This window comes from Streptomyces sp. NPDC002853 (genome assembly GCF_053591915.1).
In genome coordinates, this window is sequence record NZ_JBSFUS010000018.1 from 83,364 (window position 1) to 101,176 (window position 17,813).

16 protein-coding genes and 3 pseudogenes are annotated in these 17,813 nt (G+C 69.3%); 9 read left to right on the forward strand and 10 right to left on the reverse strand.

Annotated features, from left to right (window positions below; genetic code table 11):
* Window positions 1–1,422: 1,422 nt before the first annotated feature.
* Complete coding sequence (locus tag ACWD02_RS38660; protein WP_362735646.1) at window positions 1,423–1,830, reverse strand: RidA family protein; 408 nt, start codon at window positions 1,828–1,830, stop codon at window positions 1,423–1,425.
* Between the two features lie 80 nt (window positions 1,831–1,910).
* Here ACWD02_RS38660 and ACWD02_RS38665 point away from each other — a divergent pair, with 80 nt between their 5' ends.
* Complete coding sequence (locus tag ACWD02_RS38665) at window positions 1,911–2,561, forward strand: TetR/AcrR family transcriptional regulator (RefSeq protein WP_451220244.1); 651 nt, start codon at window positions 1,911–1,913, stop codon at window positions 2,559–2,561.
* 186 nt (window positions 2,562–2,747) lie between these two features.
* Here ACWD02_RS38665 and ACWD02_RS38670 read toward each other — a convergent pair whose 3' ends face one another.
* Window positions 2,748–3,365, reverse strand: a complete 618-nt coding sequence (locus ACWD02_RS38670) for a hypothetical protein (RefSeq protein ID WP_451220247.1) — start codon at window positions 3,363–3,365, stop codon at window positions 2,748–2,750.
* A 258-nt stretch (window positions 3,366–3,623) separates the two neighbouring features.
* On the opposite strand from ACWD02_RS38670, the gene ACWD02_RS38675 reads away from it, so the two are divergent.
* Window positions 3,624–5,000: a sensor histidine kinase gene (locus ACWD02_RS38675; protein ID WP_451220250.1), complete on the forward strand. Its 1,377-nt coding sequence runs from the start codon at window positions 3,624–3,626 to the stop codon at window positions 4,998–5,000.
* Window positions 4,997–5,650, forward strand: coding sequence for a response regulator (locus tag ACWD02_RS38680; protein ID WP_451220252.1), 654 nt, complete (start codon window positions 4,997–4,999; stop codon window positions 5,648–5,650). Before ACWD02_RS38675 ends, ACWD02_RS38680 begins: the two co-directional genes overlap by 4 nt.
* Before the next feature lie 39 nt (window positions 5,651–5,689).
* On the opposite strand, the gene ACWD02_RS38685 is transcribed toward ACWD02_RS38680, so the two are convergent.
* Complete coding sequence (locus tag ACWD02_RS38685; protein ID WP_451220255.1) at window positions 5,690–6,043, reverse strand: hypothetical protein; 354 nt, start codon at window positions 6,041–6,043, stop codon at window positions 5,690–5,692.
* 382 nt (window positions 6,044–6,425) lie between these two features.
* Window positions 6,426–8,486 (reverse strand): hypothetical protein, encoded by a 2,061-nt coding sequence (locus tag ACWD02_RS38690; protein WP_451220258.1) that lies wholly within the window; start codon window positions 8,484–8,486, stop codon window positions 6,426–6,428.
* Window positions 8,487–8,614: 128 nt separating this feature from the next.
* Between ACWD02_RS38690 and ACWD02_RS38695 the strand changes: the two are divergent.
* Window positions 8,615–8,877 (forward strand): annotated as a pseudogene (locus ACWD02_RS38695) (ATP-binding protein); the annotation flags it as partial.
* Window positions 8,878–9,212: 335 nt separating this feature from the next.
* Here the strand turns inward: ACWD02_RS38695 and ACWD02_RS38700 are convergent.
* Window positions 9,213–9,608, reverse strand: a complete 396-nt coding sequence (locus ACWD02_RS38700; RefSeq protein ID WP_451220261.1) for a VOC family protein — start codon at window positions 9,606–9,608, stop codon at window positions 9,213–9,215.
* 94 nt (window positions 9,609–9,702) lie between these two features.
* Here ACWD02_RS38700 and ACWD02_RS38705 point away from each other — a divergent pair, with 94 nt between their 5' ends.
* A complete protein-coding gene (locus tag ACWD02_RS38705) occupies window positions 9,703–9,942 on the forward strand; it encodes a hypothetical protein (RefSeq protein WP_451220264.1) in 240 nt (79 codons plus the stop codon).
* Between the two features lie 1,014 nt (window positions 9,943–10,956).
* Entirely contained in the window at window positions 10,957–11,796 is an 840-nt protein-coding gene (locus tag ACWD02_RS38710; protein WP_451220396.1) for a glycoside hydrolase family 19 protein, read from the forward strand.
* Window positions 11,797–11,986: 190 nt separating this feature from the next.
* Here the strand turns inward: ACWD02_RS38710 and ACWD02_RS38715 are convergent, their stop codons facing one another.
* From ACWD02_RS38715 to ACWD02_RS38730, 4 genes are all read right to left on the reverse strand, one after another.
* Window positions 11,987–12,712, reverse strand: coding sequence for a dienelactone hydrolase family protein (locus ACWD02_RS38715; protein WP_451220267.1), 726 nt, complete (start codon window positions 12,710–12,712; stop codon window positions 11,987–11,989).
* Window positions 12,713–12,931: 219 nt separating this feature from the next.
* Window positions 12,932–13,225: a DUF1330 domain-containing protein gene (locus tag ACWD02_RS38720; protein WP_451220270.1), complete on the reverse strand. Its 294-nt coding sequence runs from the start codon at window positions 13,223–13,225 to the stop codon at window positions 12,932–12,934.
* Window positions 13,226–13,258: 33 nt separating this feature from the next.
* Window positions 13,259–14,692: an MFS transporter gene (locus ACWD02_RS38725; RefSeq protein ID WP_451220398.1), complete on the reverse strand. Its 1,434-nt coding sequence runs from the start codon at window positions 14,690–14,692 to the stop codon at window positions 13,259–13,261.
* Between the two features lie 86 nt (window positions 14,693–14,778).
* Entirely contained in the window at window positions 14,779–15,141 is a 363-nt protein-coding gene (locus tag ACWD02_RS38730) for a MarR family winged helix-turn-helix transcriptional regulator (RefSeq protein WP_451220401.1), read from the reverse strand.
* Window positions 15,142–15,292: 151 nt separating this feature from the next.
* On the opposite strand from ACWD02_RS38730, the pseudogene ACWD02_RS38735 reads away from it, so the two are divergent.
* Window positions 15,293–15,593: pseudogene (locus ACWD02_RS38735) on the forward strand (arsenite S-adenosylmethyltransferase); the annotation flags it as partial.
* A pseudogene (locus ACWD02_RS38740) lies at window positions 15,586–15,735 on the forward strand (IS5/IS1182 family transposase); the annotation flags it as partial. The pseudogenes ACWD02_RS38735 and ACWD02_RS38740, both read left to right, overlap by 8 nt.
* On the opposite strand, the gene ACWD02_RS38745 reads toward ACWD02_RS38740, so the two are convergent.
* Window positions 15,729–16,178 (reverse strand): hypothetical protein, encoded by a 450-nt coding sequence (locus tag ACWD02_RS38745; RefSeq protein ID WP_451220273.1) that lies wholly within the window; start codon window positions 16,176–16,178, stop codon window positions 15,729–15,731. The pseudogene ACWD02_RS38740 and the gene ACWD02_RS38745 overlap by 7 nt on opposite strands.
* A 474-nt stretch (window positions 16,179–16,652) precedes the next feature.
* Here ACWD02_RS38745 and ACWD02_RS38750 point away from each other — a divergent pair, with 474 nt between their 5' ends.
* Window positions 16,653–17,564, forward strand: coding sequence for a GNAT family N-acetyltransferase (locus ACWD02_RS38750; protein ID WP_451220276.1), 912 nt, complete (start codon window positions 16,653–16,655; stop codon window positions 17,562–17,564).
* Window positions 17,565–17,813 lie beyond the last annotated feature (249 nt).

Genomic DNA, 17,813 nt, shown 5'->3' on the forward strand with positions numbered 1-17,813 from the left:
GGCGCTGCGAACAGCACCGTCGCAGCCCTCATCGTGGCCCGCCATCGGCAGGGAGGCGGCTGCGCAATGGGATGCCATCAGCCGTCACAGCGCCCAACAAGCGCGCTGGTAGCTACCGACCGCCTTCCTCGACGCCACCCCGGCCACCGTGCCCTGACCCCGACCATGGCACGTCAGCGCAATGCACAGACCACGCCGCCCTTCGCCGGTCTCCTTCGCAGGCACCGATCCTGACCGGTCGATCGGCGCTGCGCAGCCTCACCGCGCAGCCACCCGTATCGTCCCTTCCCGCCCCGGCAGCGGCAGCGGCAGCGGCAGCGGCAGCGGCAGCGAGGATGTTGCGCACCGATCCCCGGCGGCTGAGCGACGTCACAGCACGCAGGAACGCAAAGGTGACTGCGCAAGCGAGCGAGCAACGGCTGGGCCGTCCACCGCCACCCGCTCGCTGCGCACGTCGGCACCGCGCAACAACGCCCCTGCAGAGCGCCGCGGGTACTGGTCGGCTGGACCGCGGTAGATGCCAACCACTGTCCTTGACGCCGCGACCACCGGGCCCGACCACTACGCCCCACGACACTGCGCCCACCGCCTCGCCCCCCGTGTGGCCCTTGCGGCGATACGCCGACGAGCGGACGCTGCGGCGTGTCGGCGACGGTAAGGCTGCGGACCCACCGGGATGGGGGGCGCAGGCAAGGCCGCTGCCTTTTGGCCGGCGCGCACACGGCCCGCACGCCGACCGCCCCCACCGGGCCACGTCTCAGGGGCTGGTGGTCGGGCCGACCACCGCCCCGACCACCACTTCGTGACTGCATCGTCACCGTGGTCGGGCCCTGGTGGTCGACAGACCGGTCGGGGTGAGGGGGTACCTCAAAGCATCAATCCCCCATAGGGCTCCGGTAGTTACCGCAGTTGTAATGCCCGGGCCCGACCCAGTTCCCAGCAGCGTCCGGTGGCCGCCGGTGTCGCGCTGCCCCAGATGCGACGGCTTGTGCAAATGGCCGCGCCGGCGTGTGCCTGTTGAAGGGCCGACGGGGGCGGTGGAGTCTGAGGTGCTCTGGCGGCGTGCTGGTGAGCACGCGTGATGGTGGAGTCGACGCTGATGTTCCAGGCGATGCCGCCTTCGGCGTCGGTTGCAGACTGAACGTGTCGCACAGCCTCTCCCAGTTCCGTTGGCCGTCCACAGCAAGTGCCGCTTGTGACGGTCTTCCACGGGCTGAAGCGTTCGGGCAGTTCCCGTCACTGTGCCCCGGTGCCAGCCGGTGGATGATCCCGTTGATCACCTGTCGGTGATCGCGCCACCGGCCGCACCGCTTGCGCCCCACCGGTAAAAAGCGGCTCCGCCAGCGCCCGCTCGCCGTCCGGCAGATCCCCCCGACTCGGCATGGTCAGCCCAGAATCTTCTCCCTGTTCGCAGTGCTACGGCTATTCGATGACCGCGGTGGCTTCGACCTCGACCAGGAGGTCCGGCTCCCCCAGCGCCGCGACGCCCAGCAGGGTGATCGGCTTAACCGGATCGATGCCCAGTTTCGCTGCTGCCCGGCCCACGCCCTCACCCAGCAGCGGCATCTTCTCGGGACTCCAGTCGACGACGTAGACGGTCAGTTTCGCCACGTCATCGAAGGAGCCACCGATCGCGGCCAGAGCGGTACTGATGTTGAGATAGCACTGCTCCACCTGAGCGGCGAAGTCCCCCTGGCCCACGGGCCGGCCGTCGGCGTCACGGGCGACCTGCCCCGCGAGGAATACCAGCTTCGATCCGGTGGCAACCGACATCTGTCGGTAGACCTCAGGCTTCGGCAATCCCTCGGGATTGAGCAGCGTCACAGACATGAACGGCCTCTTCCTCGTGGCATATGGAGCTGCAAGATCGGCACCCATCAAAGCATAGCGATGCTATGTATTGTGAGGCCATGGCAAGGACGAAAGATCCAGCGGTCCGCACCCTGCTCCTCGAGCGGGCCGCACAGATGCTGCGGACGAGGGAACCGGTCACACTGCGCACCCTGGTCGCCGGAACCGGCGTATCAACGATGGCCGTCTACACATACTTCGGCGGTATGAACGGACTCTGGAAAGCACTGCGACAAGAAGGCTTCACCCGTCTGGCCGCCGGACTCGCAGCCGTCAAGATGTCCGCAGACCCGGTACGAGACCTCGCCGCTCTGGGTGGCGCCTACCTGGCCAACGCCCTGGAAAACCCTGACCTCTACCGCGTCATGTTCGACGCGGGCTTCGACCTCGAAGACGCCGGCGCCGCGGACGAAACCCTGCACCGTCTTGTCGAGGCCATCGAACGGGCCAAGGCGAGCGGCCGCTTCCGCGACGAGGTCGACCCGCTGGAACTGGCAACACAGAGCTGGGCTATCGGCCACGGACTCGCCTCCCTCGTCGCCACCGGCCCCCTGCCGCACCAGACCCTTGCTCACGGCGCACCCATGCTGACCGCACTGTTCACCAGGGCAGGAGACGAACCCGCCCGATGCCGCCAGTCGGTTGAGCACGGCTGGGGCCAGCCAGCCCCAACCCCGCCCAACTCTCGTCATCGGAGAGCCAAAGCCTAGAGGCGTCCCCGCCCCGGCTCCTTGTCGTCGATCTCGCCCAACCTCTCCTCGCTGTCGCGCGCGCGGAGGGGGGCGACGACCACCTCAATATCATCCATGGCGAGCAGCATCCCGGGAGGGCCGGCGAGGTCGCCTGAACGATCGAGGTGCCGCGTCCGGCCATTCGCGGCGAAGCCACGGGCCAGTTCACCGCAATTCGGCCTGGGCTGTGCGTCCGAACTTCTGGACGGCTGCCGCCCCCGGGGACCGCCACAAGTCGACCGCGAGCCAAGCGAGGGTGGCGCCGACCACGATGTGCAGGGCGCTGGTGAACAGCGAGTCCGGCAGGGCGATCAGGAAAGCGAAGAGCGGCAGCATCGTCGCGTACGCCCATGACGGGACGCGCGGGAACACCCGGGCGCGAATCATTGCTGCCCCGAACAGAGCACAGCCCACGGCGAAGACGGCTGCGGAACCGATGAGCGCGGGGATCGTGGGTCCTGTCAGGGCTTCCTCGACGAGCGCGTCGTCGAAGTAGAACAGCACCAGGTTCGAGGAAAAGGCGGCACCGCCGAACAGACCGAGGCCTATGAGGTTGATGACGTAGCCCGTCTCGCCGAAGCGTCCGGTGACCAGGGCCTGGCTCCGGTGCAGTGCGGCGAGCAGGGGCAGCGAGAAAGCCGGGGACAGAGCGAGGAAGAAGCTGGTCGCAGCGGTCTCCCCGGTGAAGGCCTCGACGAGTGCCGGCAGCGCGATGAGCAGCCCTGCCAGCACGCCGGACAGGGCGCCGATGCGGGCCGGGCGGTCGGACGGGTACGTGGGCATAGTGCACTCCCAAGCGTCGAAGGTGAGGCCCGGCCTGGGAACGTACGGGCCGGGGGCCAAGAACGTTAGGGAGCCGGCGGCCGCCGACGGCAGGTGCAGAACGACGAGAATGACTGCCGGTCGTCATGACATTGCTCAACTCTGTCCGGCCGTTCGGCACGTGCATAACGACCACTATCTGCCGCACCCGCCCCCGCACCCTCGCCCTGCGGACGTCACCCCGCCTAGCCTGGACGGCACGTGGGAGGGGGTGAGTGCATGGCGACGTACGCGCCCGTGCCGTGGGTGTCCCCCCTGCTGTACACCACAGTGCTGGCCGGGGGCCTCTACTACGCGGCGGCAGATCTCGGCGGCGCAGCCAGCCCGTCGCCCTGGCGCCTGGCAGGATTCACCGCGGGGCTCGCAGCGCTGTTCGCCTTGGAGGCGCTGGAGCCGAAGGCGTCGCAGCGGGAATGGGGCGAGGCGCAGCGCGGCCCGGGGACGGGAAAACCGTGGCTGCGCACGGTGATTGGGGCCTGGAGACGGGTGATTCCGTCCCATCCGAGGCATGAGGCAGAGACGCGGGAGGGCTTGTCCGAACCAGAGCGCCGGCCCCGGCCGCAGGCGCCAACCCTCCCCACAGGCGAGGCCTCGCCGCGGTCGTCGCCGTCACGGGCACGGCGCCAGCCCCGGGCCCGCCACGCAGGGATGTTACTCGCGCGCTGCACCCTGACCGCCGCGGTGGTCGCACTCGATGTCTCCGGCCTGGCTCAAGTCCTGTATGTGCTGCTGCCGTTCACTGCGTACTTCATCTTCGGGCGGGGTATCGCACTCGCACTGGGGGCGCTGTGCGTGACCGGTCTCCTCACCGGAAACGTGCTGACCGCACCCGGCTGGCACCGCGACCTGGAGCACGTGTCCGATCTGCTGATGCTGTGTGTCGGCCTGATCCTCGCGCTCTCCATGGCCGCCGTTGCCGTCGGTGAGCAGCGGGCACGGCGCGCCCTGGAGGGGTACGCCACGCAGGTCGCGGAACTGTCCGCGGCGGCCGAGCGCAACCGTCTGGCCCGGGACATCCATGACAGCCTCGGGCACCATCTCACCGCCGTGTCCGTGCAGTTGGAGATCGCCTCCGAGTTCCGTGCCCTGGACCCCGACTCCGCTCAGCACGCTGTCGACGAGGCACGGCAGTCGGTCAAACGCGCACTCGGCGACGTAAGGAGGTCTGTGCGAGCCCTGCGCAGCGAGGCGCCCCGCTCGTCACTGGCGGCAGCACTCGCGGATCTCGCACGGGGCCGCGAGGCCCGGCCTCACGTCACCGTGGAAGTGAACGGCGTGGAAGACGGCTACGACGTCGCAGAGTTGACCGCGTTGTACCGCGCCGCGCAGGAGGGGCTGACGAACGCCCGCCGCCACGCGCGGGCTTCGCAGGTGACGGTGTCGATCTGCCTGGATGAGCATTGCGCCGAGCTGGTGGTGAGCGACGACGGCCGCGGCTTCGCCCTGGACGGGGTTCCAGCGGGGTTCGGGCTGCTGGGGATGCGGGAGCGGGTGCACCTGGTGGGCGGGAGGGTGGACCTCGAGAGCGAAGTGGGCGCGGGGACGCGGCTGACGGTGACGGTGCCCCGCGGCACCGGCGGGGGCAGGTCGGTATGAGCGAGGAGGCGGCGGGGCCGGTGCGCGTGCTCGTCGTGGACGACCAGCGGCTCATTCGGGACGGCATCGCGTCCCTGCTGTCCATCCGGCCGGGTATCGAGGTCGTCGGCACGGCAGTGGACGGCCGCGAAGCCGTCGCGAAGGTGCTCGAGCTGGGCCCGGACATCGTGCTGATGGACGTCCGGATGCCGGAAATGGACGGTGTCGAGGCCGTCGCTGTCCTGCGCCGCGAGGCGCCGGAGTGCCGGGCGGTGATGCTGACGACCTTCGATGACGAGGAGTACGTCGTTGAGGCGTTGCGCGCGGGTGCCTGCGGCTATCTGCTGAAGGACCTCCCGGCTGACGAACTCGCCCACGCGGTCCGCCTCGCCCACGCCGGCGTCACCCAGCTCGACGCCTCCGTAACCCGCCGTCTCGCCGCGTCCCTGCCCTCGCCGGGCACAGAGGCGAAGCAAGTTGCGGCTCTCAGCCCGCGCGAGATCGACATCCTGCGGCTGGTGGCGCACGGCAGGACCAATCGGGAGATCGCCGCGCAGCTGTACCTCAGCGAGGGCACCGTGAAAAACCACGTCTCCCGCATCCTCGGGCGCCTCGGCCTACGCGACCGCACCCAAGCCGCCCTGCGTGCCCGCGACTTGGGCCTGCTGTGAGCAGGCGCCCCCGACCAGAGCCGAGAACCGTGCACCAGCTCAGGCACACCATGGAACACGGCAGGCGTGGGGTGCCATTCCTTCCGGGCACAGAGCCTTGATCACTGCCTTGCGGATCGCTCGCCATGTCCGCAGGGAACACACCAAGTGGACGCGCAGCTCAACTGCTTCCCGCTCGCCGCGGTTCTGGCCAGGATGTTCGATGGCCCACTGTTCCACCAGAAAGTCGTACATCTCAGCGGTCGTCAGGTCGCTGTCGGGATAGGTGCGGGCCACGTCCGACTTGACGATCCGGGCACTTCGGGATTCTGCAGTCCGGGCGATGAGTTCCCTGACCCATGCCAGCCCCTGTTCGTCCGCATACAAACCGAACCTCAGATTTCGCATCCTCATGATCGCGCAAACCTACGGATCATCAGCCCTCAGCGGCAACGCTTTAACGTTCAATGATGCGACTTGGGGCAGGCCTTCCGAGAGTTCCGTGACCCGAGCCCACCGTTCAAGCAGCTGGCGATCTCCTGGCTGGCCGCCCAGCACGAGGAGATCGAACGGCTTCGCCGTCAGCTCGCCGACGGCTCCAACGTGCGCCTCTGCCGCCTGTTGGCCGCACGGCTCCCTTTGGGTCGTGCAGTTATGCAAGGCGGCGAGGTGATCAGGATGACTCGGTGACGCGCGGAGCGGGACATTGGCGCTGCCTGCCCGCACTCTCCTACGGCCCGGCCCGCGCGAGCGTCCTCCGGTCTTCTGGCGCACCGTGCGGCACGCGGCGCCGCGCTCAGTTGGGACGCATCCGCCAGGCCCGGGCGAAGAGTTCGGGCAGGGGGCCGGCGACGGGCCGGGAGTAGACCTTGCGCCCGATTACCCGGACCCCGAGCAGCTCGGCCTTCCAGGTCTCCATCGGGGGGTAGAACTTGTCCCCGCCCGCCCAGTCGCCCGGCAGGAAGACCCCCCGCCCGGCCCGGGGCCTGCGGTCAGCGACCACCAGACCGGCTTCGACGAGGGCGGCCGCAACGGCCTTGTGGTGCGCGGGAGTCCATCGGTTGAAGCGGCGGATACGGCGGTCGGTGGGCACGGGCAAGGCCAGCAGCTGCAGGTACAACGTGGCGGCGTCCGTATCCAAGCCGGTGGTGGCGGCCGCCTCCTCGACCACCTCCGGTGCGGACAGCCGCGGATCGCTCTCGTAGCCGCCCGGCGGCAGCGACCCCTCGGTTATACGCTGCACGATTCGCTCGAACTCGGGACCGCGCAGCCGGCGGACCAGCGCCAGATGCGAGTCCTCCGCGTCGGCCACGGCCTCCAGGCGCCGCGAGCGCTCGTCGGCCCCGTAGCGGCCGGGCCGAAAGTACACGCCGGGCGCCTCGCGCTCACCGCGCCGGTCGAAGCCTGCCTCGGACACGACGACCAGGCCGTCGTCGAGCGTGGGATGGGCAAGCGGCTCGGCGGCGTCCAAGTAGGGCAGGGCGCCGGGGAAGCCCGGCAACAGGTCGGCCACGGTGCGGCCGCGCAGACTGCGGCCACGGACGGAGAGCAGCAACCCCGGGTGGGCCAGGCGTTCCCGCAGCAGCCGTAGGGCCTCGGGGACACCCCCGCGTACGGGATCTCCTTCGGGAAGCTCGGTGTACACCCAGTCGACGGCGTCGCAGAGAACGACGAGCAGCTCCTTGAAACGGAACCCCTCCTCACCCTCCCAGCCGCCGCCGCTGATGCTGTTCATCCGCAGCCGGGTGTCCGGGTCGCGGCTCAGCCGCGGCTCGCGCGCGGGATCGGCGAACACGGCGCACACGGCTGCCGGGGCCATCCGCACATCACTGTTCTCGGCGGCGATGGCGATCGTCGACTCCGGCACGGCGGGTCGTACGCCCTGTTGCCTGCGCCAGGCCTCGGCGATCCGCTCGGCGAGCGCCAGCTGCCCGCCCTCCAGCCACAGCTGCGCAGGGTCCTCGGGCAGCACGTCGGCCAGCAGATCGAGTCGCTCGGCCACTCGCAGGGCCGCCAATTCGCGCTCACCAGCCTCGGCTTCAGATTGCTTGAGCCCCATCACCTTGCGCGCCTCGGCATCAAGGCCCCGATACCCGTACTTCACATCGGGTAGTCCGGCGAGCAGCAGCGCGGCGCCGGCCCGGCTCAGCCCAGTCCGCTCGGCGAGCAGCGCGGCCGCCGCGCGGTCCCAGGGCGCGGGGCCCTTGTCCCGTACGAGGTGTACAAGGCGCCGCAGCCGGTCAGGGGTGTCCCAACCCGCCGCGGGCACCGGCTCGGCGGCCGTGATCCGACCCAGGGCCGGCGGCTGCGCGGCGCCGCTGCGCAATTCGACGAAACGCTGCCCGTCACGGCCGGTGCCTCGCCCGTGCAGAGCGACCACTGCACCGTCGTGGGTCCGAGCGGCACGCAGGTCCTCGTCGGCCAGTTCGAGGACGCCCGTACGCATCCGAGCGCGAACCTCCGGGTCGGCGAAAGGAGTTTCTGCCCATACCTCCAGCATCGCCAGCTGCACCGCGCGCAGATGATCCTGCACGTGGAAGGAGCTCGCCCGCAGGGCCACGGCGCCGCACCGACCGATGAACCGGTACCAGTTCCAGCCCCGGTACCGCGCGGCCGCCTCCTGGCCACTGCCGGTCAAGTAGTCGCCGACCTCGGTGAACACGGCGAGCGTGCCGGGCCCCCAGTGTCCGGAACCTTCGATGAAACCGTTGAGGGCGTGGGCGATCCACTTCTCGTCGAAGGACTGTGCGGGCCATATCGGGGTGTGGGACATGCGGCCATCCTGCCGGATCACGTGCCCGCCCATCGTCGGCGGGGCACTCACCAACACCGGGTTCAGGTCGACCTTGATACCCAAGACCTCGATGCTGCCCCGACCGTGCACGACCCGATCAACCACCAGCAAGGGCCAACGCCACCTCGACCAAGCCGCAGAGACAATCCTTCTGGTACAGGGCGAACTGACCCGAAGCACCGCCGGTGATGGGCTTCAAGGTCCGCTGCGTGCTGGCCGCCAAGCTCGTCAACGAGCTGGCCGAGGCCGCCGACATGAAGCAGCTGTCCAAGACCATCGCCCGCTACGGACGCGTCGATCCTTGTGGATCGACGAACTCGGCTGCATGGAACTCGACCGCCGCGGAGCGGAGTTGCGGTTTCAGGTCGCGATCGAGCGCGAGGGAGTCAACAGCGTCGCCATCGTCTCAAACGAGTCGTTAGGCAGAACGCACATGTTCTGGCGAACCTGTGCCAGGCAGCGCTGAAACGTCATAGGTTCCGATGGCGTCTTGGACACTGCGTGATCGAGCCGTGTTGATCGAACTGGTGAAGATGGCGAAGTTCCCCGGAACCTCCTGGCCAGCCGATGCCCGAACCTCGGGCGGTCGCACGGCAGTTTGCTGGTGCCGGAGGGTGCCCCTCTGGGGTGTCTCGGTCGGATACCTCCGTCATGTCGTTGCGCGGCACCAGCGGTCGACTGGAGGAGGCCAGTACCTGCGTTGCGGACAACCAGATGGCCCACACGAGGTCATTGCCGATCGGTGAGTGCACCGAGGCCCGCAAGGTGCGGGGACGCACACGGGCTGGTTCAGTTTGAGCGGAGGTAGTGCGCGCGTCCCTCTTCATCGAGCCCGACCGGCCCCTGAGGGATGATGCAGAATTCGTTGCCCTCGGGGTCGGCCATCACCAGGAACCCGCTGTCGGCGTACTCCTCCAGGCGGCGTCCGCCAAGCGCCTCCACTCGGCGCTGCTCGGCTGCCGGGTCGGCCGAAGTGACATCGAAGTGCATACGGTTCTTGACGGACTTGGGCTCCTCCGTGCGCTGGAATCCAAGGCCGAGACCGTTGTCCCGCTGCAGCCACACGTAGGGGCCCGTGCGGTCCACCACGGGCCTGCCAAGCAGCTCGGACCAGAAAGCGGCCAGCCGCTCAGGAGCTGCGGCATCAACAATGAGGGTATCGATCTTCAAAGGTGCGTCAACCATGACCTGATCCTCGCCGAGCACACAGCACCACTCAATCCACCACGCCCCGTGCAGCAGATTAGACGACCTGGCCCCGCCGACAAGCTGCTCACAGGTGGAGATCGTGCAGAACATCGGCCGGGCGTTGCAGCTCAACGAGGCCGGCTACACCAAGATGGCCAGGGTCATCGTGCCGGTGTTCCTGGAGCCGAACGAGGCCCCCACCAACATGGTCGCCAGCGCCAGCTTCCGCCCCCTTGTAGCAAGGTGTCTCGTCTCAACGGCGTTCGCGCGTCTCCTCAACGTTGCTTGCCGCGCGGTGGGCCTTCCGTGGATCAGTGACCCCACGCCATGAAGGATCGCACCTAGGGACCATCGGGGCCTGCGCCCCCGGTTCGCGCGGCGGCAGCCGCCTCCAGCAGAAGCCAGCCGTCGGCCTCCACCGTCTGACGCTCCCCCGGTTGCCACCCGCGGGCCAACGCCACGTCGAGCAAGGCCCGGACGGCGCCTGGCTCGTGCAGATTCAAATCTGCGCCCCGGGTGAAGCCCACGTCGCCGGAGCCGAAGGGCGCGCCGCCCGGGACGTACCGCCCGGGGCCATCGGCGAAGACGATGCGCAGTCGCCCCCCTGTGCCAGCAGGCTGCAGGGACAGGGTGAGGGTTTGGCGGCAGTCCACGGGCCGACCATCTTGGTCCTTTCGGTGGCTGTGGCGCATCGCCCACATGTACACGCGGCCGTCGGCAACCAGTTGGCGGGGCTTCTTCATATGGCGAGGCACAGGCCGACGGTACGCGGTCTGCCTCATCAGGGAACTACCCCCGCCGAGCGCACCGCAGGGGCCCAGGCCCTTCTGTGCCGGCGCCGACCGCGTAGGCCGCGCCCTGCGTGAGGGTGTAGTCGGATGCCGCTGCTGTGCCGCTGAGGACTGCTCCACACATGAAACTACGACGTTTGACTTGATCCTCCAGCAGGATTGTGACCATCCCGGCCGCTCCCGTCTGGCGGCGGGGTCGCCGTCGGCAGGGACGACGAATCCCGTCTTGGCCCCCACCGGCCCGGCTGGTTGCTCGCCCGGGAGTCGATCGCGGACACCGTCCCGGCCGCCGCCACACCCGAGCGCCACGCGCCGGCTCAGAACGCGAGCGCGGCTCCCCACCGTGCTCCGATCCGGGCAGGCGGCGGTGCGAGGCGAATTCCGGTCAGCCGTGCACCAAGATTGGTCCAGACCTTGACAGGTACAGACCATTTCGCTTGAGTCACCGACACCCCCATGGCGGCGCGGGGCCCGCCTCCAGCCCGCCCGATAGGAGATGTCGCGTGATCAAACGTCTCATCAGTTTCGCAGCAGCAATAGGCGCACTCTGCGCGATGATCGTCCTTGGCCCGACCGCCGCGACGGCGTCCGCCGCCACGTGCGCCACCCCCTGGAACTCCTCCTCCGTGTACACGGGCGGCAACACCGCCTCGTACAACGGGCACAACTGGACCGCCAAGTGGTGGACCCAGAACGAGACGCCGGGGCGCACCGACGTCTGGGCGGACGCGGGCACCTGCGGCGGTGGCACCGACCCGGGCAACCCCGACCCGTCAGGATTCGTGGTCAGCGAGGCGCAGTTCAACCAGATGTTCCCGAGCCGGAACTCGTTCTACACATACAAGGGCCTGACCGACGCGCTCAAGGCGTACCCGGCCTTCGCCAACACCGGCAGCGACACCATCAAGCGCCAGGAGGCAGCGGCGTTCCTCGCCAACGTCCACCACGAGACCGGCGGTCTGGTCCACATCGTCGAGCAGAACCAGGCCAACTACCCGCGCTACTGCGACGCCGGCCAGCCCTACGGCTGCCCCGCGGGACAGGCCGCCTACTACGGCCGCGGTCCGATCCAGCTCAGCTGGAACTTCAACTACAAGGCGGCGGGCGACGCGCTCGGCATCGACCTCCTGCGCAACCCCTACCTGGTGGAGCGCGACCCGGCAGTCGCCTGGAAGACCGGTCTTTGGTACTGGAACACACAGTCAGGTCCGGGCACCATGACGCCGCACAACGCCATGGTCAACAGCCGCGGTTTCGGTGAGACCATCCGCGCCATCAACGGCAGCCTGGAGTGCAACGGCGGCAACCCCGGCCAGGTCCAGAGCCGGGTCGACCGTTACAAGCAGTTCACCCAGGTCCTCGGCACCACGCCGGGCTCCAACCTGAGCTGCTGATCTTCCTTTTCCGCGCACGACGGTCGGGCGGCCCTTGATCCCGTATCAGGTCCGCCCGGCCCGCACGTCGCGCCCAACTCCTCTGGCAGCAGCCTGAATTGAACGCCGAATGCCGGGCGCACACGGCCGCGAATCCGGTGTCGGATGAGTCGCCAGTCACCAGTGCCCGCACGAGTGTGGGCTGACCAGATCACTCCGTCACGGGCAGGCACTCGGCGAGCAGATCGACGACGTCGCGCCAGGCTCGCTGCGCATGTTGTGGGTGGTAACCGACGCCGGGGAGCACGGTGTGGTCGACCGTTGGGTGGTGGAAGGCGTGCAAAGCGCCGCCGTAGACCACCAGGCGCCAGTCGACGCCCGCTTCCTGCATCTCGGCGGTGAATGCCTCCCGTTGCGCGGGCGCCATGATCGGGTCTTGTGACCCGACCCCGGCCCACACCGGGCAGCCGATGCGCGCCGCCTCACCGGGTCTGCCGGTGATCAGCCCGTTGACGGTCCCGATCGCGCGCAGGTTGACGCCATCGCGCCCAAGTTCCAGCGCGATCGCGCCGCCGGTGCCGTAGCCGACGGCGGCGATCTGGTCGGGGTCGGTCCGCGGTTCGGCGCGCAGCACATCGAGCGCCGCGTGGCCGATACCCCGCATCCGGTCGGGGTCCTCGAGCAGCGGCAGGCAACGGGCCAGCATCTCCTCGGGGTCGCGAAGATACCGTCCGCCGTGGAGGTCGAAGGCCAGCGCGACGTAACCCAGTTCGGCCAGGGCCTCGGCCCGGCGGCGCTCGACGTCGCTGAGCCCCGTGCCCTCTGGTCCAAGCAGCACTGCGGGCCGGCGGGCGGTACCGGCCGGGAGCGCAAGGTGCCCGATCATCGTCAGACCGTCGGCCAGGTACTCGACCGTGCGCGTGGTAATCGTCGTCATGGGACTGGACGGTAGTGATCGTCGGGCACGGCCGGGCCGGTGTTCTGCCACTGGCAGAACAGCGCGGACGAACCTCGGACTCGACCGCTGACAGCCGCTCAAGAGCGAAGGCAGCCGCCCACGACCAGCACGAGCACCCACCAACCCCGCCACTCCAGCAGCCGCACCAGCGACAACCACGATGGCGGATCGTCAGTGACGATCCGACGTGGACCTCGGTCAGTCGATGCCTTCGACGATGCGGAAGTCGCGCTCGACGCCGTCCGAGAGGGCGTCCAGCGCCTTCTGGTAGGCCGCACTCTCGCGCGCCGCAACGGCCTGCTCGAAGCTGTCGAACTCGACCAGGACGGTGCGCTCGGCAAGTCCGGCGTCGTATGCGGCGACCCGACCGCCACGGACAAGGGTCCGACCGCCACCGGCCTGGACGGCCGGAGCGGCCAGCTTGTTGTAGGCAGCCAGCTTCTCAGGGTCTGAAATGGTGCGGTAGACGCTGACCCAGTAGCCCTTGGGCATGGAACCTCCAGTGTGGAAATGAGTGCATCTGACTTAACGGTTGGTCTCGGAGGAGCGTCGCCGGGCGAGAGCGAGGCTTGTCAGCGTCGTGATCGCCATGGCCCCTACGCCGACCAGCGCCGCGGTGGTGTAGGCGCTGTCGTCGGGGAAGAGGCGGCCGGGGTCGGTGCCCGCGGCGAGGATCAAGCCGCCGATGGCGCTGCCCAGGCAGTACCCGACGCTGCGGACGACGTAGTTGAAGCTCATGGCGCTCGACGTCTCGCTCTTGGGGGTGAGGGCCAGGATGACGCCGGGCATCGCGGCCGAGAAGCCGCCGACGCCGAAGCCGAGCACACCCATCGCCGCGAACAGTTCGACCATCGACGACCGGGCCGCTGCGAACAGGGCGAACCCGCACCCGCCCACGACGGCGCTGCCGGCCAGGAGCAGCGGATCGGCGATCCGCGTCCGGACCCGCGGCGTGAGCTTGCCGGCGACTAACCCCAGAACCGAGAACGGGATGAGGACAAGTCCGGCAACGAAGGTCGTCAACCCGAAGTCGTAGCCGGCGCCGTGCGGCGTCTGCGCGTACCGGGTGATGAGCGTGAGCAGGAGGTACATGCCGATCCCGCCGGCGAACATGGCAAGGTTCGCCCCGGCGAGGGCCGGGTGCCGCATCGCCCGCACATCGACCAGCGGCGTCGTGCTACGCAGCTCGATGACGGCCCAGAGGCAGAGCAGCGCCGCCGCGGCGACGGCGAGGCCCGCCGCCACGGCGAGGTGCCGGCTCCACAGATTCCGTTCGCCGGCCAGGAAGAGCGTCAGGAGCAGCGCAGCGGCCAGGACGATCGCACCTGCCACGTTCACGTGGGCGGAGCGGCCTTCGGGAGCTTCGGGCATGCAGCGCCACGCGGTCAGCAGGGCAGCGACGGTGACCACGAGGCCGAGGCCGTAGGCGGCCCGTACCCCGCCGAGCTCGGCGAGCAGTGCGGCCAGCGGGTAGCCGACGCCGGCCCCGATGATCGAGACCACCGAGATCAGGGCGATGGTGGCCGCGCTGCGCTCCTCGGGAAGGTGGTCACGGGCCACGCCCATCATCAACGCCGTCAGGCCGAGCCCGACGCCCTGAGCCGCCCTGCCCACGAGCAGCCAGGCGAAGGGCAGCGGCAGCACGGTCAGCGCGCTGCCGACCACGACGACCGCCAGCGTGGCGAGGATCGTGGCCCGCCGGTGCGGGCCGGCTCCCAGCCGGCCCAGGACGGGTGTGGTGACGGCTCCGCTGAGCAGCGCGATGGTGAGCGTCCACTGCGCGCTGGCGAGCGAGACGTGGAAGGTGGTTGCCACGCTGGTGATGAGCGGCGTCCCCAAGCTGGCGACCGCCGCCACGACCAAGGCGATGAACATCAGGGCACCGGCCAGCAGCCGCGCCTCGGAACGCGCCACCGGCGCCGCCTCCACCACGACCTCGCCGAGCGGCTGCCCGGTCACCGGTTGCCCGGTCACCGGTTGCCCGGTCACCGGTTGCCCGGTCACCGGTTGCCCGGTCACCGGTTGCCCGGTCACCGGTTGCCCGGTCACCGCTTCGGCCCTTCGCGGGCCTGGCTTTCGAGCTCTGCCAGATGCTTCAGCGCCGGAAGGGCCGCCACCAGCGCCTCGACCTCGTCGCCGGTGAGCTCGCCGATCAACCGCTCGAACGCGTGGACGCCCGCCTGGCGCCGCGTGCGGACATAGGCGGCGCCGGCCTCGGTCAGGCACACCAGCGTGACCCGCTTGTCGGACGCATCGCCCCGCCGCTCGACCAGGCCGGACTCCTCCACCACCCGGACCAGGGCGGTCATCGCGGGCTGGGTGACGCCCTCGACCGCGGCCAGATCGGTGATGCGCCGCGGGCCGGTCCGGTCCAGGGTGGCCAGGGTGGCGGCGGACGTCAGGCTCATGTCCCGGGGCAGGCGCCTTGCGGCTCTGGTGGCCAGGCCGTAGAGGGCTGCCCCGATCGCGGTGGACGCGCCAGGAGCGGTGTCGTGACGACTCATGCTCGAAGCATAGCGCTTTTATATTCATAATTTATGTACATCGCTGACGGGCGCGGGCGGCACCGCCTACTGCGGACCCGAGGCTCCCGAGAGCGACGACCACTTCGGCTCCCCCCTGTACGCCGAAGACGAGCCCGACACCCTGCCCGCCGAGGCCCTCGCCGCCTCCCCCGGCTGCGGCAACCGACCACCGTGTCCGACCTCCACGAAGCCGAACGCGTCCTCCTGGATCTCGGCTCCGGCGACGGCGTCGACGTACTGCCTTCCGCTCGCCGCGTCGGCCCCGCCGGCAAGGCGTACGGCTTGGAATGACCGAAGAGACGCTCGCCCTCGCGCTCGAGAATCAGCGAGCAGCGCAACGCGGTCGAACGGTGCAGCACCCGACTTAAGGAATGGCACGGCCTGGCCATGCGAACGGACGAGCCCGCCCTCGCCTACCAGGCCGCACTCCACCTCGCCGCCATCCTTATCTGGGCTCGGCGATGGCCCGCTCAGTGATCGACCATCCAGCGCGCGTCCGTGGGCCAGGATCCCGTGCCCACGATGTGCTTTACGAGCCTGAACGCCTCACGGATGGGGACGGTGTCCTCATCCGGGTACTCGTCGTCCTGCCCGTTGTGCAGGACGAACCCGTCGCTCGTCCCCTGAGCCCCGGGGTCTACGGCATGCTCGCCGGGATCGCCCTCGTTTTCGAGCAGCGTCACCATCGCGCGCTCGGTGTTCGTCACGAAGGCCAGCGACCGTACGGACGAACTGGTCAGCCACGTCTCAAGCTGCCCGTCGTCGATCCTCAACCGGAGGGCCTCCAACACCATCTCGGGCGACACCGGGACAGGGCTGTCGTCATTGATCACCCAGGACTCGATCACGAGCACGACAATCTCACGACCGTATCCAAGAGACAGTCCCTTGCCGCGCGAGCTCTTCACGTCTACGCGCACGGTCGTCGTGCACAGTGCCGGGTCTTTCGTCGTGGCCCGCGCGAAGGGCCCGTTCCATCCGAACAGTCAACGCGGCGGAAGCGCACGCAGGGAGACGCGGCGGGCCGCCGCGCGGGCGCGTTCGTGCGCAAGTGGCAGGCTATGCAGCGAGATCTTGAGCTTGTTGGCGTCACTCCAGGTGTGGTCGAGTCGACCTTTGCCAGCCAGGTCCTGGTAGTAGTCGACGTTCCCGTCAGGGGTGTAGGCAAGCAGCGGAGCAGCGTCTGGGACCCCGCCTGCACGGTTGGAAATTTCCGTGGACGGACCCCTCGGTGGTCAAGTAGCGTCTGTCTCCGGACCACGCCGCGTGAGACGAACGGAAGGAGGCGAGTGCCGTGCAGTTCTCAACTATCCAGCGCTCCCTCCCCGTTACCCCGGTGTGGCACCTCTGATTCGACCGGGAGCGCTCCTGCCGTACGCATCCCGGAGGAACCCATGACCGATACGGTCATCCGCGCGCTCGACGAGAGCGACGCCCATCTGTTCGACGCACACCCCGACCCGCTGAACGCCCGTGCCGCGCACCAGCGGACCACGCACCGCCCCCACTGGAAGCGGGTGGCCCTGCGCGACGGCGCCGTCGTCGCCCGCGGCGCCTGGTGGGGCGGTCCCGATGACGAGGAACCCGTCAACCTCAACTGGTTCGACGTCGCCGAGGGCGAGGTCGAGGCGGGGGCCGAACTTCTGCGCTCCGCCCCGTGGCAGGTCGAACTCGAGCTCAACCTCCCCGGCGACTGGCGCGAGCACCCCGCCCTGGCCGCGGCCGCAGAGACGCGCTTCGCCGCCGCCCGGGCCGCCGGCTACGAGCTCCTGGTGGAACGCTTCCTGTACCGCTGGACCCCGGAACGCGGGCTGCCCGAGCGGCCCGGACGCCTCGTCTTCGGCCCCGAACCCGACGACGCGGTCTTCTTCGACGCGCTGCGCCGCATCCACGCGGCCACGCTGGACGCCCACGCGCTGAAGGCCATCGAGGAGGGCGGCCTCGAGAAGGCCGCACGGGAAGAACTGGACTTCTTCCACTGGTGCCCGTCCCCGCGGGAATGGTGGCAGCTCGCCCGCACCACGGAAGGCGAACTGGCCGGCATCCACATCCCGGCGCACAACCCCTCCGGGCCGACCATCGGTTTCATCGGCGTCCTGCCGGAGCACCGCGGCCACGGTTACGCCTATGACCTCCTCGCCGAGTGCACCCACTTCCTGGTGGAACAAGGCGCGGAGGTCATCACCGGCGCCACGGACCGGGGCAACTTCCCCATGGCCGCGAACTTCACCAAGGCCGGTTTCCCCGTGGTACGCGAACGCATCAACTTCCACCCCGTCGCCCGAACCTCCTCCGGTGGCCGCTGACATCACCGGCTGACACCGACAGCGGCGGTCCTGGGCGATTACTGGCGAACCTGCACGGCAGCCGTAGGCATGCCGACAACCGCGAGGGCGGCTCTGGTCGAACAGACTGCCGGATCAGGTGATTTCGGCCGGTCTTGCGCACGAAGGCAGGGCCTTTGGAGCAGCACGAGGGTTGTGAAGCCAACTTCTCCGCCCCAAAGGTCTTGTCGTCGCAGTTGCACGCCGGGGGACCGGTGGGTCTTCGGCTCG